The organism is Longispora sp. NPDC051575 (assembly GCF_040681875.1).
Classification (GTDB): domain Bacteria; phylum Actinomycetota; class Actinomycetes; order Mycobacteriales; family Micromonosporaceae; genus Longispora.
In genome coordinates this window covers 347,879-374,216 of the sequence record NZ_JBFAZP010000005.1, presented here as the reverse complement: position 1 = coordinate 374,216, position 26,338 = coordinate 347,879, and the positions used below count along the sequence as shown (strand labels likewise).

Below are 26,338 nucleotides of genomic sequence, written 5' to 3'. Positions count from 1 at the left end.
GGGACCGTACCCGCCGAACTCAGCCGGCGGAAGGGTCCTTTTCAATATCCTTGGGCCCCGGCGGGATCCGGCACGACTGCTCCAGCCACAGCGCGGCGACCAGCAGAACGGCCGACGCGCACAGCGCCAGTACCGCCCCGGGGAGGTCCCGGCCGGCCGCGTCGAGGCTCGACAACCACAGCCACACCGCCAGCGCGCCGTACGCCCCGGCGAAGATCGCGCCGACCAGAGAGGACGCCTTCGCGAGCACCACGAGCCGCGCCACGGTCAACGGCTCGACCGGCTCGGTACCCGGTCGGCGGGCCAGCCGGGTCCGGGTGTTCCACGCCGCGTACAGCTCCGCGAGGCCCAGCAGGCCCAGGGTCAACGCGGTCAGCCAGGTCAGCTTCGGCAGGTCCCCGTAGAACCGGCCGATCAGCACCCACGTCAGGGCGGCGGCGGCGAGGCCGGCCACGAACAGGGTCGCGGGGCTGGTCGGGCGCAGGCTGGGCTCCGGCTCGGTCATGACGCCACGGTACCGACCGCGACCACGTCGCGCGCGTCCGCCGCGAGCCCGGGTTCCCGGAGCAGGTCCGCGACGAACCCGTGCCCGGGCAGCTCGGCCCACGGGTCGACCTCCAGCCACGGCACGAGCACGAACGCGCGCAGGTGCGCCCGGGGATGCGGCAGGGTCAGCTCCGGATCGTCGGACAGCACCGGCTCCGGGTCCCACACCATGACCACGTCCACGTCGAGGGTGCGCGGGCCGAACGGGCGCTCCGGGTCCCGGGTCCGCCCGGCCGCCTCCTCCAGGCCGCGCGCGACGGCCAGCCAGTCGGAGTCGCCCTCGACGAGCAGGACCATGTTCAGGTACGCCGGCTGGTGCTCGTCCCCCCACGGCGGCGTCTCGTACACCCGCGAGCTGGTCAGCACGGCGTCACCAAGCGTGGCCACCGCCGCCAGGAGCGCCGCCCGCCGGTCGCCGAGGTTGGCCCCCAGCGCCAGGAGCGCCCTCATGCCTTCCTGCGCACGGTGACGGAGACGTCGGCGAACTCGTGCTGGATCGGGGCCTGCGGCTTGTGCACCGTGACCGCGCAGGCCACCACCCTGGGATCAGCCAGGCAGACCTCCGCCAGCCGCTCGGCCAGGGTCTCGATCAGGTTGACCGGCTCCCCGGACACGACCGCGACCAGTTGGCCGGCCAGCTCGCCGTAGTGCACGGTGTCGGCCACGTCGTCGGAGTACGCCGCCTTCCGCAGGTCGATGTCGAGGACGGCGTCCACGACGAAGTCCTGACCGGCGGACCGCTCGAAGTCGTACACCCCGTGGTGGCCGCGCGCCCGCAGGCCACGCAGCTCAATGGTGTCCATCGTCCACCTTTCGATCGTTCACCATGCGCAGGACGGCCAGCGCGTCGGCGGTCCCGAGCACGTCGTGCACCCTGACCCCCCACGCTCCGGCCTGGGCCGCCAGGACGCTGACCGCCAGGGTCGCCGCCTCCCGGCCCTCGGTGGGGCGGGGGGTGCAATCGGGGCCGGCGAGCAGCGCGCCGAGGAAGGACTTGCGACTGGCGCCGACGAGTACCGGCAGGCCGAGGTCGTTCAGCCGGTCCAGGTGGGCCAGGAGCTCCCAGTTGTGCGCCGCGTTCTTGGCGAAGCCGAGCCCCGGGTCGAGGATCAGCAGCTCGGGGTCCACCCCGGCGCCCACGGCCGCGTCCACGCGCTCCGACAGCTCGGCGAGCACCTCGGCGACCACGTCCCCGTACACCGCGTTGCCCTGCATCCGGTCGGAGTGCCCGCGCCAGTGCATCAGGATCCAGGGGCAGCCCGCGTCGGCCACCACCCGGGCCATGTCGGGGTCGGCCAGGCCGCCGGAGACGTCGTTGACGATGTTGGCACCGGCCGCGAGCGCCGCGGCGGCCACCGTCGCCCGGGTGGTGTCCACGCTGGTCGGCACCCCGGCGGCGGCGAGTTCCCGGATCACGGGCACGACCCGGGCGGCCTCGGTGTCCGCGTCGACCCGGGCGGCTCCCGGGCGGGTGGACTCGCCGCCCACGTCCACGAGGTCGGCGCCCTGGGCGCGCAGGGTGAGCCCGGCCTCGACGGCGGTCCTGAGTTCCGCGTGCCGGCCGCCGTCGCTGAAGGAGTCGGGCGTGACGTTCAGGATGCCCATGACGGCGGGAGTGCTCACCCGTTCAGGGTAGAGGGTGCGGCTCGGCGGTCCGGCGGGATGGCCCTATCACTCGGGTGGGGTCGCCGGCGTCAGGGGCCACACGGCGAGTTCCACGGCCCCGACGATCTCCAGCGGCGGCTGCGCGGCTCCGGGGGGCAAGAGTCGGAAATCCGTCAGTCGGACGAAGCGCCGTCCGGCCCCGTCCTCGGCGGCGACCACGATGAGCCACGTGCCGATCACGTCCCGGTACACCCACCCCAGCTGCGCGTCGTCGGGTACCCCACGGTCGTCGACGGGGGCCGCGGACGCGGCGGGCGGTACGGGCTGGTCGGCCACGGGGGCCCCCTCGGTCGGCAGTGGAATCGTCGGCACCAGCACCGGCAGCAGCGCGGCACCCTTGGCGTACGCCGAGATCTCGACCCTTCGGACGAGCTTTGTCACCCCGATCAGCCCCACGGCGAGGACGACCGCCCCCGAGCCGGCGACCAGCGCCCAGTGCTGGGCGGTGCCCACCGGGACCGACCAGACGATCGCCCCGGCCCCGGCGGTGGCCAGGACGAGCCCGAGGCCGATCGCGGCCACTGCCAGCGGACCCGTGCCGAGGTGCGGCCGGCCGGGTGAGCCGAAGGAGACCACGGGGGCACCCTGGTCGGGGGCCGTGGGCCGGGCCGCGCGGGCGGCGGCGACGCCGATCCGCAGGGCACGGGCGGCGCGGGCGACGCCGAGGTCGTACCCGCTCAGACCTGCCATGAGCAGGCCCGCGAGCATGATCATCGTGCCCGCGATCGCCATGCGCAGCATGGATTACCTCCACGGTCAGCTTTGTGCGCCGGAAGGACTCGTGCAACAGTCTTCTTAGCTTGTCCGCCGTCAGGGCGCAATGTACGGTCAAGCTCACCCTGAGCAGCGGCGCGACACAGGGTCACTGCTTACTACCACTCGGAGCAGTTTTCCGGAAGGCTAGAGCACTGGCGGCCGGGCTCCCCCGGCCGCGACCGGGGAGGTCGAGATGATCTTGTTGGAACTCGCGCAGGCGGCGCCGTCCGTCAGCCTCGCGCATGCGGCAGAGATCGTCCTCGCCGAACCAGGAATCAACACCAACGGCGTGCTGGGCTTCTTCGCGACCAAGATCGCTCCGATCCTGCTCGCGGTGCTCGGCATCATCTTCATCGGTCGCGCCAGCAAGGGCGAGGTGTCCAAAGTCCTCACCAGCTCGGCCATCGCGATCGTGGGCATGGTGTTCGTGGCCGGCGCCGCCACGTTGTTCTTCCTGGGCGAGTACCTGATCAATCTGCTCTTCACGAAGTAGCGGGGACGTGAGCGGACCATGCGGCTGAGGACAGATGACGACATCTACCGGGCGCGCCTGGTCTACCTCGGGCCGCCTGGATATACCCTGCCAGTCCACCTGCCTTATGCGCAATATGGACTTTTTATCCTCTTAGTACCCGTTTTCATGTTCATTCACTTCCTGGTCACCCGTACAGTGGAACTGTTTCCGGCGTGGGAGATCGCGCTGGCGATGGTGACCACGTCGTACATCTTCCGGCACGTCGACCCGGACCGACCGGCACGCATGGTCATCCGCACCGCGCTCACCGACTGGCGCCGCACGAGGGAGCCCCGCACCGAACAGCGGGAGCCCCGTCTCGTCGCCAGGAAAGTGCTCATCCGCGAGGAGCTGATATGACCACGACCCCCCGAGGGCCGGGCGAGACCTCGCCACCGACGACGAGTGAGAAGGCCACTGTGCCCGGACAGCCCGGCCCGGTAGCGGTGTTCCGCGCCCCGGGAGCCGACCCGAACGGTTCCGCGTCGATCCTGGACGCCGACGACGCGACCCTGTCGCCGTTCCTCGGCCTGGTGACGCCCGCGAAGGACGAGGCCGCCCCGGCGGAGCCCGTCGCCGAGCAGCGTCCTCCGGAGCCCGTGGCCGCGCCCGTGGTCGAGCAGGGGCCCGTGCACCGGCCGATCGAGCGCACCCAGGTGCGGCCGCCGACCGGGACGACCCGGGTGCCGACGGCCGCCGACCGGGCCGCGTCCGGCGAGCACCCGAGGCCCGAGCAGCGGGGTGGCCGGCCGACCGCGCCCGGGATCCAGCAGGCGCTGGGCGGGCGACGCGAGCCGTACGGCATGCAGGCCGCCGCGCCTGCCGGCGTCCAGCCCGGCTCGCCTTCCGGGGGCCAGCCCACCGGGTCGGTCACGCCTTCCGGAGCCCAGCCCGACCACCGCGTCCAGGCCGGGCTCGGTGCGCCTGCCACCGGCCAGCACGACAGGCCCGTGGCGCCGACCGGCGTGCAGCCGGGCGCGGGGGGGCCCGGCCCGGATATCCGGCGTGTCGCGGACGGCGCGCCGTCCGATTCCCGACGTCCGGTGCAGCAGCAGCCCCAGCACGGTCAGCCTGGCCAGCAGGGCCCCGCCCAGCCGCAGGCCCCCCAGCTCGGCATGCCCCCGGCCGAGGCGACCCGGTCCGCCGCGCCCGACCAGCAGCGCCACGACCCGCAGCTCCCCGGCGCCCTCCCGTCCGGCCGCCCCGCGTCCGCCGCCGCCCGCCGCGCCCACGACGACGAGCTGTCCCAGCACGTCGACGAGCTGTTCAACGCCGCCGTCGAGGCCGTCCCGCCGCCGCCCGTGCACCAGCTGCCGGTCACCGAGCGGGCCACCGGCCGGGCCGTGCCCGCCGAGCGTTCCCAGCTGCCGCAGGGTCCGAGGGACAACCAGGGCCCGAGGGGCACCCAGGGGCCCCGGGACAACCGGCCGACCGAGGACATCCGGCTCGGCCGCGAGCACCGCAACCTCGGCACCGCGCCGTCCACCAAGCCGGACCCGAGCCCGCGCCGGGTGCCCAAGCGCCAGGTCCAGCCGATCCGGGACGGGGTGCCGCGCCGCCAGCTGCCCCGGTTCACCGACCGGGACCCGTCGTCCGACCTGGCGATCACCGAGGTCGCCGGGCACCTGACGTTCACCCCGAACACCATCACCGCGTGGTACTGGCTGCCCGAGGTCCGCTGGGCGTTCCGCCCGGACGCGGAGCGCGAGGCGCTGATCGTGGCCATCTCGGAGCAGTACGCGGGGCTCGCCGGGTTCCGGCTGCACCTGCGGCGCACCACCATGCCGTTCCCGGCCGACGAGTGGGCGCGCACCGTGGACACCCACACGCCCCGGCCGCTGCCGACCGTGCCCGGGGCCCCGAGCTGGGGCGACCACCTGGTCAACGCGCAGAAGCACCTGTTGCAGGTGAACCATGCCGAGGGGCAGACGTACCTGGGGATCACCTTCGCCCGGCGTACCCTCGGAGACTCTTTTTCCGAGAAGATCAACCGGATGTTCGGCAAGGGCGTGACCGAGTCGGAGCGCCGGCGCACGTCGCGGCTGGTCGAGCAGTTCGACGAGGTGCTGGGCGCGTTCGGCATGCGCGGCCGCCGGGTGACCGTCAAGGAACTCGAGTGGCTGCTCTACCGCTCGGTGGCGCTGTGCATGGCCCCGCCGCGCGACATGTCCCCGGTCGGCACCGGGGAGTGGGAGCGCGGCGACCTGCTGGCCCTCACCGAGCACATCGAGCGCTACCGCACGCCCTACGGCGCGACCGTCAAGCTCGTCAACCGGCTCACCGGCGAGGAACGGCACGTCTGCGTCCTCACCGTCGGCCGGATGGAGCCGCTGGACATCCCCGAACGGCACGAGCCGTGGCTGCACTTCCACGAGCGGCTGCCGTGGCCGATGGAGCTGTCCAGCCGGGTCGACGCGCTCGGCCAGAACGACACCTTCAAGAACCTCGAGCACCGGCTGCGCATGATCCGTTCCCAGCAGCGCGACTACGCCGAGCACGGCATGGACTCCCCGCCCGAGCTGGAGCGCCTGGCCAAGCGTGCCCTCGGCATCGGCGACGAGATGACCACCGGCCTGCCGATCGACGCCGCCCGGGTGCACGGCTGGCACCGGATCGCGATCGGCGGCCGGACCCGCGACGAGGCCCTGGAGCGGACCCGCAAGCTCATCCAGATGTACTCCCGCGAGCTGCGGATCTCCCTCCAGCACCCGAAGAACCAGGACTGGCTGGCCCGCGAGTTCATCCCCGGCGAGCCCATCGCCAACAGCGGCTACGTCCGCCGGATGCCCGTCAAGCTGTTCGCCGCCGCGCTGCCCCAGGCCGCGTCCACGGTCGGCGACCGGCGCGGCGACCTGATCGGCCGCACCGCCGGCACCTGCCGCCGCCCCGTCTTCCTCGACGTGCACTTCCCCACCGAGGTCCGCGAGCGCTCCGGCCTGGCCGTGTTCGTCGCCGAGCCCGGCGGTGGCAAGTCCACCCTGATGGGCGGCCTCGGCTACCTGGCCGCGCGCCGGGGCGTGCAGGTCACCATGCTCGACCCGTCCGGGCCGCTCGGCCGGCTGTGCGAGATGCCAGAGCTCAAACCCTATTCGCGGGTACTGAACCTGACCGGCTCCGGCCAGGGCACCCTGAACCCGTACGCGCTGATCCCCACCCCGCAGCGCCCGCACTTCCCGCCGGGCACCGAGGGCGACCGCGAGTTCCAGATCGCGCTCGGCAACGCCCGCGCCGAGCGCCGGATGCTCGTCCAGGACATCTGCTCGATGCTCGTACCCCCGCAGGTGGCCCGCGAGGCGCGCACGGCCACGATGCTCCGGCACGCGGTCCGCAAGGTACCCGCCGAGGAGACCGCGACCCTCGACGACATCGTCAAGGCACTCCAGGACGGCGACGACCACTCCCGCGAGCTGGGCAACCTGCTCCTGGACACCGCCGAGATGCCCCTGGCCCTGCTGTTCTTCGGCCGCCCCCCGGAGGGCGCGCTCGGCGACGACAAGACCCTGACCGTGATCACCATGGCCGGGCTCCGGCTGCCCGACCTCAAGATCGAACGCGAGTACTGGTCCGCGGAGGAGCAGCTGGCCCTCCCCATGCTGCACACCGCGCACCGGCTCGCCGTCCGCCGCTGCTACTCCGGCGACATGCACCGCCGCAAGCTCGTCGGCCTCGACGAGGCGCACTTCATGGACGGCTGGCGCTCCGGACGGTCCTTCCTGGTCCGTCTGGCCCGCGACTCCCGAAAATGGAACCTGGCCGCTTTGGTCGCCTCCCAGAACCCGAAAGACATTCTCGGACTCGACGTTCAAAACCTCGTGTCCACAGTGTTCGTGGGACGAATCGCCGAGGACTCCGAGATCGCCGAGGAGGCGCTCCGACTGCTCAGGGTGCCCCGTGGCGTCGGATATGAGCAGACCTTAGCGACACTCTCCCAAGTTGAGGCATCATCACAGGATCGGCTCGGATTCCGGGAGTTCGTGATGCGCGACGTGGATGGGCGGGTGCAGAAGGTGCGGGTGGACATCTCCTACGTTCCACAGCTGCTGGACTACCTGGACACGACGCCTACGGCCGCGCCGGAGGCTCCGCCGACCCGGGGGCGGGAGTGATGTCCGGCCATCGCTGGGCAGCCGTTCTCCTCACACTGATCATCACCGGACTCGTGATCGTCGTGCCCGTGTCGCCGGCGATGGCGAAGAAGCCGTGCAGCCTGGAGGAGTGGCGGGTCCCCGGAAACCTGTCCAAGTGCGTCGGGGAGCTCGACGACGTGGCTTCGAGCCGGGCGACGTGCCTGAAGTCGCCGACGCCGAGTGCGCCGGACTCGGGGATGGCGGGCTGGTTCGCGTCCCGTCCGGAGTCCTCGCGCAAGGCCGGCGTGACCGGCATGTACAGCAAGTACGGCTACGCGGGCTACGACTTCACCACCTACGACATCAACTGCGTGCAGACCACGATGCACCCGGACTACAAGTTCGAGAACACCGTGGCCAACGGCGAGTTCATGATCGCCACCGGCATCGTCGGCGCGGCCAACGCGCTGCGCGAACGCGCCTGGGAACCCAAGGAACTCTGGGGCTGGGCGGATCCGCTGGTGGAGAAGGCCACCAAGGCCGTGTACACGAAGGTGTTCACCGTCTTCGGCTCGATCACGCTCGCCGTCGTCGGGCTCTACCTGCTCTGGCGCTCCCGGCAGTCGGACATGTCCTCGACCATGACGACGGCCGGCTGGGCGATGTTCGTGCTGGTCGTGGTGACGGCGTTGGCCACCTGGCCGACCAAGGCCGCGGGGCTGGCCGACTCGACGCTGACGACGGGGCTCGCGGCGGTGCACTCGGCGATCGGGCCGGCGACCAAGGAGACCCCGCCGGACAAGTGCCCGGCGATCCCAGGGCCAGCAGCGTGCAAGGACAACCGGCCCCCGGCGGTCCGGGCCGGCGACACCGCCGCCGAGAACCTGCTCTACAAGAACTGGCTCCGGGGCACCCTGGGCAGCGCGGACAGCATCACGGCGCAGAAGTACGGCATGGCGCTCTACGACGCCAAGTCGTTCAGCTGGGCCGAGACGGAAACGATGCGGGGGGATTCGAGCCAGCGGGCCGCCATCATCAGTCAGAAGTCCACCGAGTGGCAGAAGGTCGCCGAGCAGATCAAGACCGAGGACCCGGAGGCCTACGAGTACCTCCAGGGCATGCGGGGCACCGACCGGATCGGCGCGGGGTTCGTGGCGATCCTGGCCTCCCTGGCGTACTCGTTCTTCGACATCACCGCCTCGATCCTCGTGCTCCTCGGGTTCGTGCTGTTCCGCTGGGCCGTGATCGCGGCCCCGGTGATCGGCACGGTCGCGCTGCTCAAGCCGGCCTCGGCCGGGTTCCGCCGCCTGATGAACGCCGTGCTCGCCGCCGTCTTCAACATCCTGATCTTCGGTACCGGCGCCGCGATCTACCTGTTCGCCGTCGACCAGATCATGAGCACCGCCGCGCTGCCCGGCTGGCTGCAGGTCGTGCTGATCTGGCTGTGCGGGATCGTGGGCTGGATGCTCCTGCGGCCGTACCGGCGGATCACCCAGATGGCGGGCAAGGAAGGCGGGGCGGCGGCGCCGGGCGCGACCTGGCGGGAACGCTTCTTCTCCGACCTGCGGTCCGCCGCGGTGGCGGCCGGCACGGCGAAGGCCGTCGCGGAGGACGACAAGGCCCCGAGCGGCACGACCGCCGGCGCGTCCACCCGGGTGGAGACGCGGTCCGAGGAGGTCTCGGCGGCGCCGTCGGCCCCGGTCGCCCAGCCGGCGTCGTCCCGGCCCGAGTCGAGTTCGGCCCCGGCCAGCCCGGTGCGTTCGACCGGCGAGCGGCGGATGCCCACCCCGGTCAACACCGAGTCGGGTGACTCGTCGTGGGGCGAGGTCTACCGGCCGTCAGAGTCAAGGGCCGAGGAGCGGGTGTAGCGGATGCGGTGGCTGTCCTACCTCGGCGCCCGGTACGCGATCGCCCTGATGATGGTGCTGCTCATCGCCGGGCTGATCCTGACCATCAAGGTCGTCGCGCCGGAAGCCGCCCCCTCGGCGGTCGGCCCGGACACCGGCAGCGCGCAGCCCGCCCCGGTGAACACCGAACCGCACCAGGAGGGCACCGACCTCGAGCCCAGCCGGTCGCCGGCCCCGCCCTCGACCAGCCCCGGCACGGCCCCGCCCGAGGTGGTGGCGAAGACCTTCGCCCTGGCCTGGCTGCGGCACACCGGCGTCACCGGCGACCAATGGCGCGCCGGGCTCCGGCCCTACGCGACCCCGGATCTGATGGAAAAGCTGAAGGACGTCGACCCGGTCCAGGTGCCGGCGAGCAGCCTCGCCGGTGAGCCGAGTCCGGGAGTCTACACAGGAGCCTCGTTCGTGGAGTACCGCTTGGCCGTGGACTCTGGCACTCTGAGTCTGAGGCTGGTCGCCGATCGCGGCCAGTGGCGGGTCGACACGATCGACTGGGAGCGGAAACGGTGAAACGCAGGCTGATCATCTCGGCCCTCCTGGGCGGAGTGCTCATCCTGCTCTGTTGCGCCGGCGGCACGGCGGCTGCACTGCTCGGCGGCCTGAACGGCGACCCGAACGACCCCCGGTTGAACCTGGCGGCCTGCGGCGCGGGCACCACGATCAGCCTGGACAAGCTGCCCACCCTGTCGGACCTGTCCCCCGCCGAGATGCGCAACGCCGCGATGATCGTGCAGGAGGGTCAGCGGCTGGCGATCCCGCCCCGGGCCTGGGTGATCGCGATCGGGACAGCGTTGCAGGAGTCCAACCTGCACAACCTGGCGAACAGCAACGTGCCCCGCTCCCTGAACATCCCGCACGAGGGCGTCGGCCGCGACCACGACAGCGTCGGGCTGTTCCAGCAGCGTCCGCTCCCGCCCGACGGGGCCGGCGGCTGGGGCACGGTCGCCGAACTCATGACCCCCTCGATCAGCGCGCGGAAGTTCTACGACAAGCTCCGCGGCATCCCCGGCTGGGAGCGGATGCGGCTCACCGAGGCCGCCCAGCGGGTCCAGGTCAGCGCGTTCCCGGAGGCGTACCAGAAATGGGAGCCCCTGGCCGCCGCCATCGTCGACGCCCTGACCGGTGGCGCGGCCCGCGCGCCGGGCAACGCCGACCCCGCCGCGCTGGCCTGCGCCCCGGGCGGTGCCATCACGGCCGGCGGCTGGACCACCCCCGTCTCCGACCAGGTCAGCAGCCGGTTCGGCCCCCGGGACGGCGGCTTCCACTACGGCGTGGACCTGAGCTCGCCGCACCGGACCCCGATCCGGGCCGCCGCCGCCGGCATCGTGATGACCGCGGAGTGCAACGCGCACGTGGGCAACGCCCAGATGAGCTGCGACGTGGACGGCGGGACCCATGTGTCCGGCTGCGGGTGGTACGTCGAGATCAAGCACGCGGACAACGTCGCCACCCGGTACTGCCACATGATCCAGCGGCCGCCCGTCCGGATCGGCCAGTTGGTCAGCGCGGGCGAGGTGATCGGGCTGTCCGGCAGTTCCGGCAACTCGTCGGGGCCGCACCTGCACTTCGAGGTCCACCTGCGGGGCGACATGTCGAACGGCGGCGCGGTGGATCCGGTGTCCTACATGGCGGCCAAGGGTTCGCCGCTGAAGGATGTCAGGTGACCTTGCGAGCTGCGCAGACGCGCCAGCCGTCCTGGTCAGCTGTGTCGAAGATCCAGTTCTCGATTCCGTCGCCGGTCGGAGCCGACAGCCTCAGCTGAGCGTGGACCTCGGACTTGCCCGACAGTGTCAGGGCCTCCGCAGTCACCTTCACATTCGGCCCACCGCTGGCCTCCTGGGCCTTGATCCCAGACAGTAGTTCTCGAAGTGGTCCAAGCTCAGCCTTCCTACAGCTGAACCGAGCCACAGCCTCGTCGTCGCGGTTGGAAAACATCTCATACACCAACTGCGTCACCACGACTGTCGGAGTACTCCGATCGATCTTCGTCTGCTGGTCGTACACATTCAGCGCGATCCCCCCGGCCACCACCACCGCGACGATCACCGCGAGCCCCGCCACCAGCGCGATCACCTTCCCCGGCGGCCGCCCCCGACGCCGAACCACCCGACCGCCAGCCGCCACACCACCGGCACCCGCCTCCGAGCCGGCCCCCAGCACACCCGCTGAGGGAGCCCCTTCCAACCCGGGCCGGACGCCGGCTCCACTCCCGGCCTCGACAGCCACCCCTCCCGACGGCTGCCCACCCGGGCTCGCCCCCGGCACCGACTGCCCAGCGGCACCCTGCCCCAACGGCCCGGACGGCTCCCCACCACCAGCCTGCACCGGCACCGCACCCGGGCCCTGAGGCGCGGCCATCGGCCACATCGGCTCGTCGTTCTGCCCGTCCCCTGAGGTCATGCCACCAGATTAACGGTCCGCACCCCGCAGCCCCCGCACCCGCCGTTGACCGACGTTGGCTACCACGCCCAGGCCCAACGGCGGCGGTGCTGTCGTCACGGCCGGGACTGCGGTAGCGTCTGCGGGTGGGAATCGGCAGGCTGAGGTTCGGGGTCGAGCAGGCTGTCACTCTGCACCGGCAGGCATCCGGCCTGGTGGCCGCCGTGCGCCGCGCCCTGGAGCTGCCCACCGCCAGCGGCTACTCCGCGGAGTCCACCGCCGAGCAGCGCGCCATCGTCGAGCACCTGACCCGCACCGCCGCCGACCTGGCCCCCGGCTGGCTGGGCGCTCCCCTCACGGCGATCACCGGGGACCTCCCGCACGACCAGCTCGCCCTCCCGGCCCTGGTCCGGATCGGCGAGGCCCGCCCGCTTCCCGACGCCAGTTTCCCGCTCCTCGTCCCGACCCTGGGCAAGGGTCATCTGGTCATCGACGCGGACGCCCGCGATCCCCGGGTCACGGCCCTGATCCGCACGGTCCTGCTCCGGCTCCTGGCAGCCGTGCCGCCCCGCGAGCTGCGGGTCCTGATCGCCGACAGCGCCACGGTCGGTACGGCGACGGCCCCGTTCCGGCCGCTGTTCGAGGCGGGGGCGCTACCGGCTCCGGTGACCGACCGGGACGGGCTGAAGCATGTCCTGGACGAGGCGGAGCGGCAGGTGAAGGCGGGGCACCGGGAGCTGCCGTACCTGCTGGTGGTGGTCGCCGTGGCCCCCGAGTTGCTGGAGCCGGCCGACGCGGCCCGGATCGCGGCGTTGGCCCACGCCGGCCCGGCCGCGCGGCTGCACCTGCTGGTCACCGCGCACACCGGCCGGCCGCTGCCGAACAGCACGGCCCTGACCCTCGGTCCGAAGTACGCGAACCTGGTCAGCCCGGGCGGCGAGACCTCGACCATCCCGGTGTATCTGGACGCCGCGCCCCCGGACGCCCTGATCACCGAGGTGGCCGGCAGGCTCGCGGCGGAGGCGGCCCGGGCCGGCCGGACGGAGCTGGCGAACCTGTTGCCGAGCCAGCGTTGGGCGGAGACGAGCCGGACCGGCCTGAACGCGACGGTCGGCCGCTCGGGGCTGGCCGAGCAGACCCTGAGTTTCGACGACGCGACCCCGCACTGGCTGGTGGGTGGCCGGTCGGGCGCGGGCAAGACGGCGTTCCTGGTGAACGTCCTCTATGGTCTGGCAACCCGGTACGCGCCGGAGGAGCTGGTCCTCTATCTCCTGGACTTCAAGGAGGGCGTGAGTTTCACCGAGTTCACGCCGACGGAGCGCGACCCGTCGTGGATCCCGCACGCGCGGGCGGTGGGTATCGAGTCGGACCGGGAGTACGGGGTCGCGGTGCTCAAGGAGCTCGACGCGGCGATGTCGCAGCGCGCGACGCTCCTGAAGCGGGCCGGGGTCACGAAGATCGGTGAGCTGACGGAGACCATCCCGCGGGTGGTGTGCGTGATCGACGAGTTCCAGGTGTTGTTCGCGGGCAACGACAAGCTGGCCCGGGATGCCGTGGACCTGCTGGAGTCGTTGGCGCGCAAGGGCCGGTCCTACGGGATCCATCTCGTGCTGGCCAGCCAGACGGTGAGCGGCGTCGAGGCGCTGTACACGAAAAGGGAGTCGATCTTCGGGCAGTTCGCGGCCCGGGTGGCGTTGCCGGGCGGCGCGGGGGTGCTCGATCCGCTGAACAACGCGGCGACGGCGCTCCGGCTGGGCGAGGCGGTGGTGAACACGTCGGCGGGCGCGCCGGGCCACGACACGGTGGTGCGGTTCCCGAATCCGCACGCCGAGGTGGAGACCCTGGCCGAGCTGCGGCACACGCTCTGGCAGGCGCGCCCGGCGGGCTCTGAACCCCCGAGCGTCTTCGAGGGGTACGCGGAGCAGCACGTCGCCAACGATCCCGTCTTCGGCGATCCGGTCCGCCGGCGCCGCGCCGAGGTGATCGTGGGCCGCAACGTGGACGTGACCGGCTCGACGGCTTCCTTCCCGCTGGACGCGAGCCCCGGCCGGCACCTCGCGGTCCTCGGCCCCAGCGAGATCGGCGCGGACGTCCTGCACGCGGCCGTCCTGGGCCTGGCCCGGCAGCACGGCCCGGGCGACGTGCGGTTCCTGCTGGCCCCGCTGGTCGCGGCGGCCGACCCGGTGTGCGACGACGTGGTGGTGGACCTCGACCACCTGGGGCACAGCTACGAGATCCTGGACGCGTACCGGCTGCGCGCCGTACTCGCCGACCTCGCGGACCCGGCCACCGACGGCGCGCACAAGCCCACCTACCTGGTCCTGTTCGGCGCCGACGCCGCCAGCGGCACCCTCGAACAGCGCGACCCCGAACTCCGCCGCTCCGGCCTCGACGACCTGCGCGCGGTGCTCCGGACCGGCCCGGCGCGCGGGGTGCACGTGCTGGGCTGGTGGCGGGGGATGCGCCGGTTCGGCGAGGACGTCGGCGGCTCGTCGGGCCGGGAGGACGTGGCCTGCCTGGTGACGCTGAACGTGCCCGGTTCCGAGGTGGCGATGCTGCTGGGCCAGGCGCAACTGGACTGGCAGTACCGGCCGAACCGGGCTCTGCTGATCGACCGGCACACCGACCGGGTGGCCACGATCGTGCCCTACGTCCGCCCGGGGAGGTACGCATGACCTGGCGCGAGTACGCGACCCTCGCCGGCCAGCTGGAGGCGCACCGGGGGGTGCAGGCCGCCCGCGCCGCCGGGCACGTGACCGCGCGCTCCGCGGTCGGCGCCGAACTGTCCGCCCTGGAGGAACTGCTCGCCGGGCAGCGCGAGCGCCTCACGGAGCTGTACGACAAGCTCGACCTGTCCGAGCCGGTCCTCACCGCGCAGCAGCAGCCCCAGGTCGCCGACCTGGCCGAGGCGCTCCGCCGGGCCCGGGACGCGGCCGAGCGCTCGGCGAGCCAGCTCACGGCGGTGGAGTCGGCGGCGAAGCGGTCGCCGTACCTGCCGCACTGGTCGACCAACCTGCGCAACTCCCTGGTCTACGGCTGCACCTCGGCCGTCGCGTTCTTCCTCAACGTGTTCGCGTTCCTGGGCACTTCGGGCGTCGGCCGGCTGCTGGTGACGCTGCTGTTCCTCGCCCTGCCGTTCCTCGCGTACGGCGTCGGCAGTTCCCTGATCGGTCTGCTCTTCAAGCCGGCCCTGGGGTCGAAGCCGCCGAAGACCCGTCCACTCGGGCTGGCGATCTGCCTGGCCCCGATCCTGCCGCTGTGTGCCCTGTGGGGCATCTCGTGGACCGTAGGAGGCTGACCGCGCCATGGCCAACATCGAACAGATCAAAGTGATCATCACGGCGGCGACCCGCGACACCGAGGACATCGTCTCCGAGATGCAGGGCCTGTGCGACCGGCTCGACGAGGCGATGGTCCGGCTCCGGACGGCGTCGTCGGGCAGCTCGCACCCGAAGGCCGACGAGGCGATCCGCTTCCTCCAGCAGTCCCGGGACCGCCTGGACGAGGCGGGCACCCTCGCCCGGGGCGCGGTCGACGCGGCCGGCGTCTACAGAGCCCTGATCTAAACCCTTTCATCCGGGTACGAGGCCCCGCGTCCCGACCACTCCGCGCCGGATCCGGGCACTCGCCCCCGCCCGGCGCGACGGTCCGCCGCGTGACAGGCCTGCCCCGGGTCCGGCCGAACAAGGGCCCGGTGTCACCTGTGGCACGCACCCGCTGACCGCCGCGTGACTGGCGAAAATCCGCGCACCCGGAAAGGCGGCGCGGGGTCGGCGCTACCGGTGCAGGTTGAGGAGGCTCATCGCCTCGCTGCGGGACCGGGCGTCCGTCTTGAACCGCCCGCGCACCGCCGAGGTGACCGTCCGCGAACCCGGCTTGCGGATGCCGCGCATCGCCATGCACAGGTGCTCGCACTCCACGACCACGATGACGCCGCGCGGTTCGAGCTGGCGTTCGAGGGTGTCGGCGATCTGGGCGGTGAGCCGTTCCTGGACCTGCGGGCGGCGCGCGTACGCCTCCACGAGCCGGGCCAGCTTGGACAGCCCGGTGATCCGGCCGTGCGTCCCCGGGATGTACCCGACGTGCGCGACCCCGTGGAAGGGCAGCAGGTGGTGTTCGCACATGCTGGCCACTTCGATGTCGCGGACCAGCACCATCTCGTCGTGGTCGGCGTCGAAGGCCGTGCTGAGCGTCTGGGCCGGGTCGACCCGGAGCCCGGCGAACATCTCCGCGTACGCGTGCGCGACCCGGGACGGGGTCTTGCGCAGGCCGTCGCGGTCCGGGTCCTCGCCGATGGCGATCAGGATCTCGCGCACGGCGGCGGCGATCCGGGCGACGTCGACCACGTCGCCGACGGGGCGACCGGCGATGCCGCCGTCCACGAGCCGGGCGGCGAGGTAGTCCAGCTGGTCGATGTCGACGAACTCGGGCTCGGTGGAGCTACCGGTGATGGCGGCACTCGGCGCCCCGATCACCGCGGCCCCGGGAATGGGAGCGACCCCGGCGGCCGGTGACGTGCCGGTGCCCGACGCCGCGCCCGAACCCGCGGCACCGGCAGCCGTGGCGGCACCCGGAACGGAGGCGTCCCCGGAAGCAGAGCCGGCGTCTACGGAGGCATGCGCACCACCCGGAGCGGAGGCGGCGGTGCCGGACGTCTCAGCGGAACCCTGGGCGGCGGAGCTGTCGGCGGCCGGGACGCCGACTGCCGGCCCCGTGCCCTCGGCGGTTGCCGAGGGCTGCGAGCCGGCAGTCGAGCTGGACGCCTGGTCCCCGCTCAGTGGGACTGCTCCTCGACCGGAGCGATGTCGATCCCGGGCACGGCCACCGGCACCTCGTCCTTGGGCGGGACGGAGACCGGGGGCTTGTCCGACGGGGTGCGCTTGCCGAAGCCGTTGAACGGGGCCATCGGCGGGCGCTTGACGACCCGGGCACAGATCCGGGCCATGTCCTGGGTGGTGAGGGTTTCCTTCTCCATCAGCTCCAGGACCATGTTGTCGAGCACGTCGCGGTACTCGGCGAGGATCTCCCACGCCTCGTCGTGCGCGAGCTCGATCAGGCCCCGGACCTCGGCGTCGATGTCGGCGGCGACGGAGTCGGAGTAGTCCCGGGTGTGGCCCATCGTGCGGCCGAGGAACGGCTCGTCGCCGGAGGTGCCGTACTTGACGGCGCCCAGCTTCGAGCTCATCCCGAACTCGGTGACCATCGACCGCGCCAGGGCGGTCGCCTTCTCGATGTCGTTGCCCGCGCCGGTGGTGGGCTCGTGGTAGACGAGCTCCTCGGCGGCGCGGCCACCCAGCGCGTACGCCAGGGTGTCGATCATCTCGGACCGGGTCTGGGTGTACTTGTCCTCGACCGGCAGGATCAGCGTGTGGCCCAGGGAGCGGCCACGCGGCAGGATCGTCAGCTTGTGCACCGGGGCGGTGTTCGGCAGGGCCCAGGCGACCAGGGCGTGTCCACCCTCGTGGTACGCGGTGACCAGCTTCTCCTTGTCGCTCATCACCCGGCCGCGCCGCTCGGGGCCGGCGACGACGCGGTCGATCGACTCCTCGAGCTCGGCGTCGCTGATGGCCTTCTTGTTCACCCGGGCGGTGAGCAGGGCGGCCTCGTTGATCACGTTCGCGAGGTCGGCACCCGTGAAGCCCGGGGTCCGGCGCGCGATGGTGTCGAGGTCCACGTCCGGCGTGAACGGCTTGCCCTTGGCGTGCACCCGCAGGATGGCGCGGCGGCCCTCCATGTCGGGGCGGTCCACGGCGATCTGCCGGTCGAAGCGGCCCGGACGGAGCAGGGCCGGGTCGAGGATGTCGGGCCGGTTGGTGGCCGCGATCAGGATCACGCCACCCTTGGCGTCGAAGCCGTCCATCTCGACCAGGAGCTGGTTGAGCGTCTGCTCGCGCTCGTCGTGCCCGCCGCCGAGGCCCGCGCCACGGTGCCGGCCCACGGCGTCGATCTCGTCGACGAAGACGATGGCCGGGGCGTTCTGCTTGGCCTGCTCGAACAGGTCGCGGACCCGGGACGCGCCAACGCCGACGAACATCTCGACGAAGTCGGAACCGGAGATCGTGTAGAACGGCACGGACGCCTCGCCGGCCACGGCACGGGCCAGCAGGGTCTTACCGGTTCCGGGCGGCCCGTACAGCAGGACGCCCTTCGGGATCTTGGCGCCCAGGGCCTGGTACTTCGCGGGGTTCTGCAGGAAGTCCTTGATCTCGTGGAGCTCCTCCACGGCCTCGTCGGCTCCGGCCACGTCCGCGAAGGTGGTCTTCGGGGTGTCCTTGGAGATCAACTTGGCCTTGGACTTGCCGAAGTTCAGGACCCGCGAACCGCCGCCCTGCATCTGGCTCATGAAGAACAGGAGCAGCAGCACGACGAGCGCGAGCGGGAGCAGGCTGAGCAGGATGCTGCCGAGCGTGCTGTCCTGGGCGACGTCCGTGTTGTACTGCTCGATCTTCTTGTCGGCGGCCAGCGCGTTGAGCCGGTCGTAGAGATCCTTCGAGACGTTGCCGCCGGCCGGGTACTGCGACTCGACCTTCGTGGTCTTCTCGACCTTGTCGAAGGACGTCGGCGTCTTCAGCTCGAACTGGAGGGTCTGTTCCTTGTCCTTGATCAGGACCCTCTTGATGTTGGACCCGTCGGCAAGCAGGGCGGAAGCCTCCGACGACTTGATCTTCTTGTAGTCACCACTACTCGAGAAGATGCCCGTCAGCAGGATCGCGCCCAGAACCACGAGGATGACCCAGAACCAGGTTCTTTTGAAGATTCGAGTTCTTTCCATGCTTATACGAGCGCAGTGCGCCCGGACCTCCCGATCCTCGGACCAGCCATCCCCGCACCAGACACGAAGGTGCGATCCCGGACCTCACTCCGGATATTTGACGGTACACCGTGCCAGCCATCAACACGGAGTGGCTAGCCGGCTAGTGTGTGATCGCGGTCACTCGGACATTGTCCCCCGGGTCGGGATCCAGGGTCGAGGAACCCACGCTCGCGGCGTTGGGCGCCCGGTCCCCCGGGGGCCGCTGACCCTCCGGCCGCAGGGTGACCACCCGCTGGACGCTGGCGCCGGTCGGCAGGTCGCCGAGCGCGCAACTGAGAAGGTGCCCCGAGAAAGTGCAGCCAAACAGCGGTTCGGGGGTACCGAGGAAGGTCGGCACCGTGTCCCGCAGGACGACGGCCTCGGCGGTGGACGGCCCGTCGTTGGTGACCGTCAGGGTGTACCGCCAGGCGTCGGTCACCGCGAGCGCGCTCATGATCTTCAGGTTCGCCGCTGGCGTAATCCGCAACGCCGGCGCGCGGCCCGTGGCGGTGCGCGTCAGACTGGGCAGATAGTCCGGAGCGTACAAAACGGTCGCGGTCGGGCGCAGGGTCTCGCCGCCCGAGGCGACCTCGGCCCGCACGCTCAGGGTCGCGGTCGTGGTGGTTCCGGGAGCCATCGCCCCGATCGGTACCCAGATCTGGCCATTGCGTTGTTCGCCGGAATTGTCGAGCACCGTGGTGTGCGCCGGGACGGCGGCGACCAGCCAGACGTTGGCGACCCGGGAGATGGGCGCGGCCGAGACGGTGTACGTGTAGGTGATCCTCGCGCCCGGTACGACCGGCTCGCCGGCGATCTCCAGCCGTTCGGCCTCGGCGGTGACGGCGACGGTGACCTCGGGCAGCGTGACGGCCACGGCGGCGTACACCGCGCCCACCCAGCCCTCGCCGGACAGCCGCAACAGGGTGTCCCCGGTCAGGTCGAACGCGTCCCCGGTGGCCACGGGCCGGCCGTCGACGGTGCCGGCGGGCGTGCCGTAGCCGATCCAGCCGACCTGGGCCCGGCCGGTGCGCAGCGGCAGTTCGGCGGTCTGGGCCAGCCCGTCGGCCAGGGTCACGGCGCGCAGCGGTTCGCCGGCGGCGGCGTAGACGACGAGGAGGGTCCAGCGCGGGGCGGCGACCCGGTACGTGCCGGGGCCGGCCTGGCGGACGAGTGCGGTCACGTCGGCGGCGCCCTGGTGGCCGCCCGGGTACGCGGCCAGCTCGCCGGTCACGGAGGTTCCCGGTCTGCCGGGCGCCGTGATCGCGACGGTGCCGATCTGGACCTCGGCGGACCAGTACAGCCGGGCGTAGCGGACCGTGGCGCCCTGGGCGAGCGCGAGCGGCTCGGCGGGGGAGGCGGTGGCGAGGCCGCCCGCGACGGTGGTGGAGTACCGGAGCGCGACAGCGCCGCCCGGGTCCGCCGACGCGGGGGCGGCGCCGCACGTGAGAAGCAGACAGAACACAAGATAGTGCGTTTTCAGCATGCCTACCCCCAAGCTTGAGGTAGGTCATACATTAAGGGATCTAGCGGGAATAAACCTCAGGTTTGAGAACTCCGACAAACGGGAGCTCCCGGTACCGCTCGGCGTAGTCCAGCCCGTAGCCGACGACGAACTCGTTCGGGATGTCGAAGCCGACGTACTTCACCGGCACGTCCACCTTCACGGCGTCGGGCTTGCGGAGGAACGCCACGACCTCGATGGACGCCGCGCCCCGGCTCGCCAGGTACCGCAGCAGCCACGACAGGGTCAGCCCCGAGTCGACGATGTCCTCGCACACGATCACGTGCTTGTCCGCGATGTCGCGGTCGAGGTCCTTGAGGATCCGGACCACCCCGGAGGAGGTCGCGGCCTGGCCGTAGGAGGAGACGGCCATGAACTCCAGCTCGGTCGGGAGCGGGAACGCGCGGGCGAAGTCGGCCATGAACATGACCGCGCCCTTCAGCACGCCGACGAGAAGCACGCCGTCCCGGCCCGCGTAGTCAGCAGCGACCTCTTCGGCCAGCTCCTTCGTGCGCTCTTTGATCTGTTCCTCGGAGACGATGATGCGTTCGATATCGTCGGCGTACCAGCCCATGTGGTTAGCCTGCCGGATGACCGAGGTCACTCCCCCACCGGGGTCGCCACGATCCGCCCGGCCCGCCGCGATACGGGCAGACCGCCCGGCAGCTGGGTCGGGCCCTGGCCCTTCCATGCCGTGACCAGGGCGTCCAGCGCGTCGAGATGCCGGCGGGTGAGCGCGCCGCCGGGGACGCCCAGGGACAGCGCCCAGCGCCGGAGCACCCGGCTGCGCAGGGCCGGGCCGAGTCCCGCCAGGTCCTCGACGGCCAGCGACGGGCCGAGCGGGAAGCGCCCGGCCTGCGCGTCCAGCTCGGCGCAGTCGGCCGCGACCAGGGCGGCGGTGTTCGCCAGGTTCGCCACGACCTTCTCGCCCAGGGTGTCGACGAGCTCGCGGACCCGGGACCGGGCGTACCGCGCGTCGGTGTTGTGCGGGTCCTCCCACGGTTCGAGGTCCAGCCCCGCGCAGGCGGCCCGGACCACGGCCCGGGGCAGGTCGAGCAGGGGCCTGGCGTACACGCCGCGCCGGGCGGGCATGCCGGAGATGCCGCGCGGGCCGGAGCCCCGGGCCAGGGCGAGCAGGACCGTCTCGGCCTGGTCGTCGCGGGTGTGGCCGAGGAGCACGGCGGCGGCCCCGGTCTCGGCGGCGACCCGGGACAGCGCCCCGTAGCGGGCCGTGCGGGCGGCGTCCTCCGGGCCGGCCCCGGCGTGGACGGTGACCGTCTCCACCAGTACCGGATCAAAGGATTTCGACGCCCAGGCCGCCAGCGCCGCCGCCCGGGGGCCGGAGCCCTCCTGGAGCTGGTGGTCGACCGTGACCAGGCCGATCCGGAGTCCAGCGCGCGGGCCCTCGAAGGCGAGGGCGGCGGCGAGCGCGAGGGAATCGGCCCCGCCGGAGCACGCGATCAGCACCAGCCCGGCGGACGGCAGGGCCCGGCGGACGGCGACCCGCACGGCGGCGACGGCCGGCGGCGGACCGGTCACGAGACCCGGGCGACCCACGCCGCCGGATCGGACAGCTCCTCGACCCGGGGCAGGGTCTCCGGGGAGGTGAAGATCCGGTTGAAGCCGGCCATGCCGACCTGGTCGACGACGGCGGCCACGAACTGGCGGCCCTCCTCGTACTGGCGCATCTTCACGTCCACGCCGAGCAGCCGGCGGATGAAGCGCTCCATCGGGTTGCCCCCGGACCGGCGCTGGGTGAACTTCGCGCGGATCTGCTCCACGCTGGGCACCACCTCCGGCCCGACGCCGTCCATCACGAACTCCGCGTGCCCCTCCAGCAGGGTCATCAGCGCCGTGAGCCGGGCGACGACCACCTTCTGCGCGGGGCTCTGCATGACGTCGAGGATGCTGGTCTTGTCGTCGGAGAGCGCCTGGAACGCCCGGCGGGCCCGCTCGGAGAACGCCTCCCCGTCCAGCTGGGAGGCGTCGGCGAACGCGTGGATCTCCGCGAGGAAGTGCTCGCGCAGCCACGGGACGGCCGTGAACTGGGTCCGGTGGGTCACCTCGTGCAGGCACACCCACAGCCGGAAGTCGCGCGGGTCCACGTCGAGCTTCTGCTGGACCTCGGTGATGTTCGGCGCGATGAGCAGCAGCTCGCCGGGGGCGCCGGAGAAGACCTCGTACTGGCCGAGGACCTTCGACGACAGGTACGCCAGGACGGTGCCGGCCTGCGCGCCCGTGACCTTCGCGCCGATCACGCCGGTCAGGAACCCGGGCTGCTGGTCGGTGAGCCGGGGCGTCAGGGTGCCGAACAGGTTCTTCAGGCCCTCGATGTTCACCGCCGCCCAGTCGGCCCGGTCCACGACCCGCACCGGCGGCAGCTCCCCGATCGGGTGCAGCCCGGTGTACCCGGCGACGTGCTCCGCCGCCTCGTCGGTCAACCTGCGCAGCTCGGAGACTGTCTCCGCCGCCACCGCGTACGTCACCTTGGGCCCGGAACCGCCGAGTGTCGCGGCGGTCGAGGCAGCCAGCTCCCAGTCCACGAACTGCGTCATGGAACTAACGTAGCTCCTCCCAGCGGATCAGGGCACGGACGCCGAGTTCGGGATATTCCTCGTACGCGGTCACCGCCGACACGCCCAGCCAGGTGGCGCCCGCCCGCTCGACGAGCACCCGGGCCGCCCGGGCCTGGGTGCCGGTCTCCACCAGGTCGTCCACGAGCAGCACCCGGTCGGCGGGGCCGAGCGCCTCGGCGTCCAGGGCCAGCACCTCCCAGCGGCTGATCGGGGCGGTGTCCAGGGCCGAGACCAGCTCGCCGGGTGCCTTGCGCAGAGCGACGAACCCGATTCCCAGGTACGCGGCGACGAGCGGTCCGAGCATGTAGCCCGAGGACTGGTTGCCGGCGATGACGGTGGGCCGGACCCCTCCGGGTGCCTCGGCGGCGGGCGGCCGGGCGTCGTGCAGCGCCGCGAGGGCCGGGCCGAGCGCGCCCAGGATCTCGGGGTCGCGCCACCAGGCCCTCAGGTGCAGGAACCCCTCGCCGACGAAGACGGCCCGCTCCCGCAGTAGCCGTCGGATGTCGGCCAGGAGTGTCTCCCCGCCGGCGGCTGCGGCGCCGCCCGGGACCGACCCGGCCCGGCCGGCCGCGTCCTCCGGCAGGGTCACAGCTTCGCCAGCTGGCCCGCGGCCTTGTCGATCGCCGCCCGCGCCCCGTCGAGCCCCGGCGAGGCGTCGCACAGCACGACGAGGACCACGGTGCGGCCGCCCTTGGTGGTGACCAGCCCGGCGAGCGCGTCGACCCCGGTGAGCGTGCCGGTCTTGGCCCGGACCGCCCCGGCGCCGTCGGCCGTCGGCGGGTAGCGCGGGTCGAGGCCGCCGGAGAAGCCGGCCACGGGCAGGCCGGTGAACAGGTACCGCAGCTCGGGGTGGTCCGGCTTGGCGGCCCGGGTGAGCAGGCTGCCCAGGTACCCGGCGGAGACCTGGTTCCTGCCCGACATCCCGGAGCCGTCGACCTGGCCGGCGGGCGGGGTGAGCCCCAGTCCGGTGACCGTCTCCTGGATGCCCGCCATCGCGCCCTCGAAGGACCCCGGCTTGCCCTTGGCCAGCGCGACCTGCCGGGCGAGGGCCTCGGCGAGCACGTTGTCACTGCGGAGCAGCGCGATCTCCACGAGCCGGCCGATGGTCGGGGACAGCACCTTGCCGTACTCGCGGGCTCCGGGGTCGGCCTTGCCCAGGGCCACCGGAACGGTCCCGCCGACCAGCTTCGCGAGGGCACCGCCCGCCGCGATCGAGGGGTCGGGCTGCCGCTTCGAACCCTCGCCGGCCGGGTCCTTCGCCTCGAACCGGCCGCCGTCGACGGCCACCGGGACCACGGTGTTGACCCAGGAGCCGATGTCGGCGGGGGCCCAGCCGGGGGCGGTCCCCGGGCCGGCGAACGCGGAGTTGTCCACGGTCACCTTGGTCAGTGCCTGGCCGACCAGGGCCGTCTTCACCTGGTTGGCGAGGTCGGAGAGCTTGGCCGCGCCCGGGTAGGCGCCCGCGCCGTCCAGGGACAGGGTGACGTCGCCGCCGCCGACCAGCACGATCTCGCCGGGCTGGGCTCCGGCGACGACCTTGGTCTCGATCCGGTAGTCCGCGCCCCGGGCGGTCAGGGCGGCGGCGGCCGTGGACAGTTTGATCGTCGAGGCGGGCACGGCGGGGGTGTCGCCGCCCTTGTCGTAGACCTTCTCGCCGGTCTCCAGGTCGAGCACCACGGCGGTGACCTTGGGGCCGAGCCGGGGGTCGGCGAGGGCGGTCGCGAGGACCCTGGCCACGGCGTCGGGGGTCAGCGGCTGGCCGGCCCGCGCGGCGGCCTCGAGGACCGGGGCGGGCGACGGCTCGTTGGCGAGGCCGGGCATGAACGCGACCGAGGCCCTGGGCGACCACGGCCGGAGTGCGACCGCCGTCCCCGCTCCGGCACTGATCAGGAGGACTGTCGCAAATGCGGCGATCCATTTACCTTTGCCGGATTTTTGTTCCACTGTGGGCGGGTTTACCGCAAGCACGGGCGCGACGGACTGTGATGAGCCGTACACTGTCCCCGTCGGGGGCCGCGCATCGTAGCGTGCCCCGGACACGGGTGGCTCCGAGCCCGTCGCTTGTGTGCTATGCCTCCCCATGAGCCCCCACTTTCTGCGTACGCCCAGCCTTACACGAGACTAGATTGGATAATCAGCGATGCGCGACAAGGGAGATGGCGTGGAGTTCGAGGTAACGATCGAAATCCCCAAGGGTCACCGGAACAAGTACGAAGTTGACCACGCCACCGGTCGCATCCGCCTCGACCGTACCCTGTTCACGTCCACCCAGTACCCGGCCGACTACGGCTTCATCGAGGGTACTTTGGGCGAGGACGGCGACCCGCTGGACGCGCTGGTCCTGCTCCCCGAGCCCACCTTCCCCGGCTGCCTGATCCGCTGCCGCGCCATCGGCATGTTCCGCATGACCGACGAGAAGGGCGGGGACGACAAGGTCCTGTGCGTGCCGGCCAACGACCCGCGCCAGGAGCACCTCCGCGACATCAACCACCTGCCGGTCTTCGACAAGCTCGAGATCCAGCACTTCTTCGAGGTCTACAAGGACCTGGAGCCCGGCAAGAGCGTCGAGGGCGCGAGCTGGGTCGGCCGGGTCGAGGCCGAGGCCGAGGTCGAGGCGTCCCGCAAGCGGCTCGCCGACTCCGGCGGCCACGAGGTGCCGGTCGCCCCGAACGCGACCCCGCTCGAGCACCCGTAAGCATCCGGTCAACGGCCCGCCTCGACACTTGAGGCGGGCCGTTACCCTTGCCGCCATGACTACCCCAACCCCTCCCGGCTGGTACCCCGATCCGTCCGGCACCACAGCCCAGCGTTGGTGGGACGGCCAGAAGTGGACCGAGCACACCCAGGGCCAGAGCGGCGGCGCCCCGGCGAAGCCCCTGGACTGGGAACTGTCCGTCGACGGGCAGCACAACCCGGCCAGGATCGCGCAGCAGGTCCAGCAGGGCGCCGGAGTCGTGCCCACCCAGCAGGGCGGCGGCTCGCTGTTCACCGAGCCCGTGCTCGTCGTCAACCAGAAGACGAAGCTGATCGAGGTCAACAACGAGTACTCGGTGTTCGACCAGCAGGGCCGCCAGCTCGGCATGGTCGTGCAGGTCGGCCAGAGCACCCTGAAGAAGGTCGTCCGGTTCCTCGGCAACTACGACCAGTTCTTCACCCACAAGCTCGAGGTCCGCGACAACTCCGGCCAGGTGCACCTCCTGCTCACCCGCCCCGCGAAGATCATGAAGTCCCGGGTCATCGTGCAGCGCGGCGACGGCCAGCAGGTCGGCGAGATCATCCAGCAGAACATGATCGGCAAGATCCGGTTCGCGCTGATGTCCAACGGGCAGCAGGTCGGCGAGATCCGCGCCGAGAACTGGCGCGCCTGGAACTTCTCGATCGTCGACCACACCGGCCAGGAGATCGCCCGGATCACCAAGACCTGGGAGGGCCTGCTCCGCACCGCCTTCACCACGGCCGACAACTACGTCGTGCAGATCCACCGGCCGCTCCAGGACCCGCTGCTCAGCATGGTGGTGGCCTCGGCGCTCACCGTGGACACGGCCCTCAAGCAGGACGACCGCTAGACCCCTTTCCGGGTACGCCGCGCGGGCGGCCGGTCGGCGTGGACAGGTCTCGCCGACGGTCGACCCGTGCG

25 protein-coding genes are annotated in these 26,338 nt (G+C 72.0%); 11 read left to right on the top strand and 14 right to left on the bottom strand.

The window, feature by feature from the left end; translation table 11 throughout:
• Positions 1-19 precede the first annotated feature (19 nt).
• The 5 genes from AB0M43_RS16110 to AB0M43_RS16090 form a co-directional block, all read right to left on the bottom strand.
• The gene (locus AB0M43_RS16110; RefSeq protein WP_363725217.1) at positions 20-505 is read right to left on the bottom strand and encodes a DUF3180 domain-containing protein; all 486 of its coding nucleotides are present in this window, start codon (positions 503-505) and stop codon (positions 20-22) included.
• The gene (folK, locus tag AB0M43_RS16105; RefSeq protein WP_363725215.1) at positions 502-996 is read right to left on the bottom strand and encodes a 2-amino-4-hydroxy-6-hydroxymethyldihydropteridine diphosphokinase; all 495 of its coding nucleotides are present in this window, start codon (positions 994-996) and stop codon (positions 502-504) included. Before folK ends, AB0M43_RS16110 begins: the two co-directional genes overlap by 4 nt.
• Positions 993-1,349, bottom strand: coding sequence for a dihydroneopterin aldolase (folB, locus tag AB0M43_RS16100; RefSeq protein ID WP_363725212.1), 357 nt, complete (start codon positions 1,347-1,349; stop codon positions 993-995). Before folB ends, folK begins: the two co-directional genes overlap by 4 nt.
• On the bottom strand, positions 1,336-2,151 hold the full coding sequence (folP, locus tag AB0M43_RS16095) for a dihydropteroate synthase (protein ID WP_363725774.1): 816 nt from the start codon (positions 2,149-2,151) through the stop codon (positions 1,336-1,338). Before folP ends, folB begins: the two co-directional genes overlap by 14 nt.
• 66 nt (positions 2,152-2,217) lie before the next feature.
• Entirely contained in the window at positions 2,218-2,952 is a 735-nt protein-coding gene (locus AB0M43_RS16090; protein WP_363725210.1) for a hypothetical protein, read from the bottom strand.
• A 208-nt stretch (positions 2,953-3,160) separates the two neighbouring features.
• On the opposite strand from AB0M43_RS16090, the gene AB0M43_RS16085 reads away from it, so the two are divergent.
• The 6 genes from AB0M43_RS16085 to AB0M43_RS16060 are packed head-to-tail and all read left to right on the top strand — an operon-like array spanning position 3,161 to position 11,116.
• Positions 3,161-3,460, top strand: coding sequence for a hypothetical protein (locus tag AB0M43_RS16085; protein ID WP_197005908.1), 300 nt, complete (start codon positions 3,161-3,163; stop codon positions 3,458-3,460).
• Between the two features lie 18 nt (positions 3,461-3,478).
• Entirely contained in the window at positions 3,479-3,841 is a 363-nt protein-coding gene (locus tag AB0M43_RS16080) for a hypothetical protein (RefSeq protein WP_363725208.1), read from the top strand.
• Positions 3,838-7,587 carry an ATP-binding protein gene (locus AB0M43_RS16075; protein ID WP_363725206.1) on the top strand — a complete coding sequence of 1,250 codons (3,750 nt, stop codon included), beginning with the start codon at positions 3,838-3,840 and terminating at the stop codon, positions 7,585-7,587. The genes AB0M43_RS16080 and AB0M43_RS16075 overlap by 4 nt, the downstream gene beginning before the upstream one ends.
• Positions 7,587-9,416: an MFS transporter gene (locus tag AB0M43_RS16070; RefSeq protein WP_363725204.1), complete on the top strand. Its 1,830-nt coding sequence runs from the start codon at positions 7,587-7,589 to the stop codon at positions 9,414-9,416. The genes AB0M43_RS16075 and AB0M43_RS16070 overlap by 1 nt, the downstream gene beginning before the upstream one ends.
• 3 nt (positions 9,417-9,419) lie before the next feature.
• Positions 9,420-9,962, top strand: a complete 543-nt coding sequence (locus AB0M43_RS16065; RefSeq protein ID WP_363725202.1) for a hypothetical protein — start codon at positions 9,420-9,422, stop codon at positions 9,960-9,962.
• Positions 9,959-11,116, top strand: a complete 1,158-nt coding sequence (locus tag AB0M43_RS16060) for a M23 family metallopeptidase (protein ID WP_363725200.1) — start codon at positions 9,959-9,961, stop codon at positions 11,114-11,116. Before AB0M43_RS16065 ends, AB0M43_RS16060 begins: the two co-directional genes overlap by 4 nt.
• On the opposite strand, the gene AB0M43_RS16055 is transcribed toward AB0M43_RS16060, so the two are convergent.
• Entirely contained in the window at positions 11,109-11,525 is a 417-nt protein-coding gene (locus AB0M43_RS16055; RefSeq protein WP_363725198.1) for a hypothetical protein, read from the bottom strand. The two genes, AB0M43_RS16060 and AB0M43_RS16055, sit on opposite strands and share 8 nt — an antisense overlap.
• Positions 11,526-11,977: 452 nt before the next feature.
• Here AB0M43_RS16055 and AB0M43_RS16050 point away from each other — a divergent pair, with 452 nt between their 5' ends.
• The 3 genes from AB0M43_RS16050 to AB0M43_RS16040 are packed head-to-tail and all read left to right on the top strand — an operon-like array spanning position 11,978 to position 15,397.
• A complete protein-coding gene (locus tag AB0M43_RS16050) occupies positions 11,978-14,506 on the top strand; it encodes an FtsK/SpoIIIE domain-containing protein (RefSeq protein ID WP_363725196.1) in 2,529 nt (842 codons plus the stop codon).
• The gene (locus AB0M43_RS16045) at positions 14,503-15,129 is read left to right on the top strand and encodes a hypothetical protein (RefSeq protein ID WP_363725194.1); all 627 of its coding nucleotides are present in this window, start codon (positions 14,503-14,505) and stop codon (positions 15,127-15,129) included. The genes AB0M43_RS16050 and AB0M43_RS16045 overlap by 4 nt, the downstream gene beginning before the upstream one ends.
• Positions 15,130-15,136: 7 nt before the next feature.
• Positions 15,137-15,397, top strand: coding sequence for a hypothetical protein (locus AB0M43_RS16040; RefSeq protein WP_363725192.1), 261 nt, complete (start codon positions 15,137-15,139; stop codon positions 15,395-15,397).
• Positions 15,398-15,607: 210 nt separating this feature from the next.
• Here the strand turns inward: AB0M43_RS16040 and folE are convergent, their stop codons facing one another.
• From folE to AB0M43_RS16000, 8 genes are all read right to left on the bottom strand, one after another.
• Positions 15,608-16,237: a GTP cyclohydrolase I FolE gene (gene folE / locus AB0M43_RS16035; protein ID WP_363725772.1), complete on the bottom strand. Its 630-nt coding sequence runs from the start codon at positions 16,235-16,237 to the stop codon at positions 15,608-15,610.
• 368 nt (positions 16,238-16,605) lie between these two features.
• Entirely contained in the window at positions 16,606-18,603 is a 1,998-nt protein-coding gene (ftsH, locus tag AB0M43_RS16030) for an ATP-dependent zinc metalloprotease FtsH (protein ID WP_363725190.1), read from the bottom strand.
• A gap of 142 nt (positions 18,604-18,745) precedes the next feature.
• The gene (locus AB0M43_RS16025) at positions 18,746-20,107 is read right to left on the bottom strand and encodes a hypothetical protein (RefSeq protein WP_363725188.1); all 1,362 of its coding nucleotides are present in this window, start codon (positions 20,105-20,107) and stop codon (positions 18,746-18,748) included.
• A gap of 40 nt (positions 20,108-20,147) precedes the next feature.
• Positions 20,148-20,699 carry a hypoxanthine phosphoribosyltransferase gene (gene hpt, locus AB0M43_RS16020; RefSeq protein WP_363725186.1) on the bottom strand — a complete coding sequence of 184 codons (552 nt, stop codon included), beginning with the start codon at positions 20,697-20,699 and terminating at the stop codon, positions 20,148-20,150.
• A gap of 26 nt (positions 20,700-20,725) precedes the next feature.
• Positions 20,726-21,664, bottom strand: coding sequence for a tRNA lysidine(34) synthetase TilS (gene tilS / locus AB0M43_RS16015; protein WP_363725184.1), 939 nt, complete (start codon positions 21,662-21,664; stop codon positions 20,726-20,728).
• Positions 21,661-22,680 carry a zinc-dependent metalloprotease gene (locus AB0M43_RS16010; protein WP_363725182.1) on the bottom strand — a complete coding sequence of 340 codons (1,020 nt, stop codon included), beginning with the start codon at positions 22,678-22,680 and terminating at the stop codon, positions 21,661-21,663. The genes tilS and AB0M43_RS16010 overlap by 4 nt, the downstream gene beginning before the upstream one ends.
• A gap of 4 nt (positions 22,681-22,684) precedes the next feature.
• Positions 22,685-23,290, bottom strand: a complete 606-nt coding sequence (locus AB0M43_RS16005; RefSeq protein WP_363725180.1) for a hypothetical protein — start codon at positions 23,288-23,290, stop codon at positions 22,685-22,687.
• Positions 23,287-24,522 (bottom strand): D-alanyl-D-alanine carboxypeptidase, encoded by a 1,236-nt coding sequence (locus AB0M43_RS16000; protein ID WP_363725178.1) that lies wholly within the window; start codon positions 24,520-24,522, stop codon positions 23,287-23,289. Before AB0M43_RS16000 ends, AB0M43_RS16005 begins: the two co-directional genes overlap by 4 nt.
• Positions 24,523-24,862: 340 nt before the next feature.
• Here AB0M43_RS16000 and AB0M43_RS15995 point away from each other — a divergent pair, with 340 nt between their 5' ends.
• Together AB0M43_RS15995 and AB0M43_RS15990 are read left to right on the top strand one after the other, a co-directional pair.
• Entirely contained in the window at positions 24,863-25,396 is a 534-nt protein-coding gene (locus AB0M43_RS15995) for an inorganic diphosphatase (RefSeq protein ID WP_363725176.1), read from the top strand.
• 55 nt (positions 25,397-25,451) lie between these two features.
• A complete protein-coding gene (locus AB0M43_RS15990; RefSeq protein ID WP_363725174.1) occupies positions 25,452-26,267 on the top strand; it encodes a phospholipid scramblase-related protein in 816 nt (271 codons plus the stop codon).
• Positions 26,268-26,338 lie beyond the last annotated feature (71 nt).

Excerpts from the sequence above, each read along its gene's own strand:
- AB0M43_RS16110 (WP_363725217.1), bottom strand. The coding sequence starts at position 505 with ATGACCGAGCCGGAGCCCAGCCTGCGCCCGACCAGCCCCGCGACCCTG.
- folK (WP_363725215.1), bottom strand. The coding sequence starts at position 996 with ATGAGGGCGCTCCTGGCGCTGGGGGCCAACCTCGGCGACCGGCGGGCG.
- folB (WP_363725212.1), bottom strand. The coding sequence starts at position 1,349 with ATGGACACCATTGAGCTGCGTGGCCTGCGGGCGCGCGGCCACCACGGG.
- folP (WP_363725774.1), bottom strand. The coding sequence starts at position 2,151 with ATGGGCATCCTGAACGTCACGCCCGACTCCTTCAGCGACGGCGGCCGG.
- AB0M43_RS16090 (WP_363725210.1), bottom strand. The coding sequence starts at position 2,952 with ATGCTGCGCATGGCGATCGCGGGCACGATGATCATGCTCGCGGGCCTG.
- AB0M43_RS16085 (WP_197005908.1), top strand. The coding sequence starts at position 3,161 with ATGATCTTGTTGGAACTCGCGCAGGCGGCGCCGTCCGTCAGCCTCGCG.
- AB0M43_RS16080 (WP_363725208.1), top strand. The coding sequence starts at position 3,479 with ATGCGGCTGAGGACAGATGACGACATCTACCGGGCGCGCCTGGTCTAC.
- AB0M43_RS16075 (WP_363725206.1), top strand. The coding sequence starts at position 3,838 with ATGACCACGACCCCCCGAGGGCCGGGCGAGACCTCGCCACCGACGACG.
- AB0M43_RS16070 (WP_363725204.1), top strand. The coding sequence starts at position 7,587 with ATGTCCGGCCATCGCTGGGCAGCCGTTCTCCTCACACTGATCATCACC.
- AB0M43_RS16065 (WP_363725202.1), top strand. The coding sequence starts at position 9,420 with ATGCGGTGGCTGTCCTACCTCGGCGCCCGGTACGCGATCGCCCTGATG.
- AB0M43_RS16045 (WP_363725194.1), top strand. The coding sequence starts at position 14,503 with ATGACCTGGCGCGAGTACGCGACCCTCGCCGGCCAGCTGGAGGCGCAC.
- AB0M43_RS16040 (WP_363725192.1), top strand. The coding sequence starts at position 15,137 with ATGGCCAACATCGAACAGATCAAAGTGATCATCACGGCGGCGACCCGC.
- ftsH (WP_363725190.1), bottom strand. The coding sequence starts at position 18,603 with ATGGAAAGAACTCGAATCTTCAAAAGAACCTGGTTCTGGGTCATCCTC.
- AB0M43_RS16025 (WP_363725188.1), bottom strand. The coding sequence starts at position 20,107 with ATGCTGAAAACGCACTATCTTGTGTTCTGTCTGCTTCTCACGTGCGGC.
- hpt (WP_363725186.1), bottom strand. The coding sequence starts at position 20,699 with ATGGGCTGGTACGCCGACGATATCGAACGCATCATCGTCTCCGAGGAA.
- AB0M43_RS16010 (WP_363725182.1), bottom strand. The coding sequence starts at position 22,680 with ATGACGCAGTTCGTGGACTGGGAGCTGGCTGCCTCGACCGCCGCGACA.
- AB0M43_RS16000 (WP_363725178.1), bottom strand. The coding sequence starts at position 24,522 with ATGCCCGGCCTCGCCAACGAGCCGTCGCCCGCCCCGGTCCTCGAGGCC.
- AB0M43_RS15990 (WP_363725174.1), top strand. The coding sequence starts at position 25,452 with ATGACTACCCCAACCCCTCCCGGCTGGTACCCCGATCCGTCCGGCACC.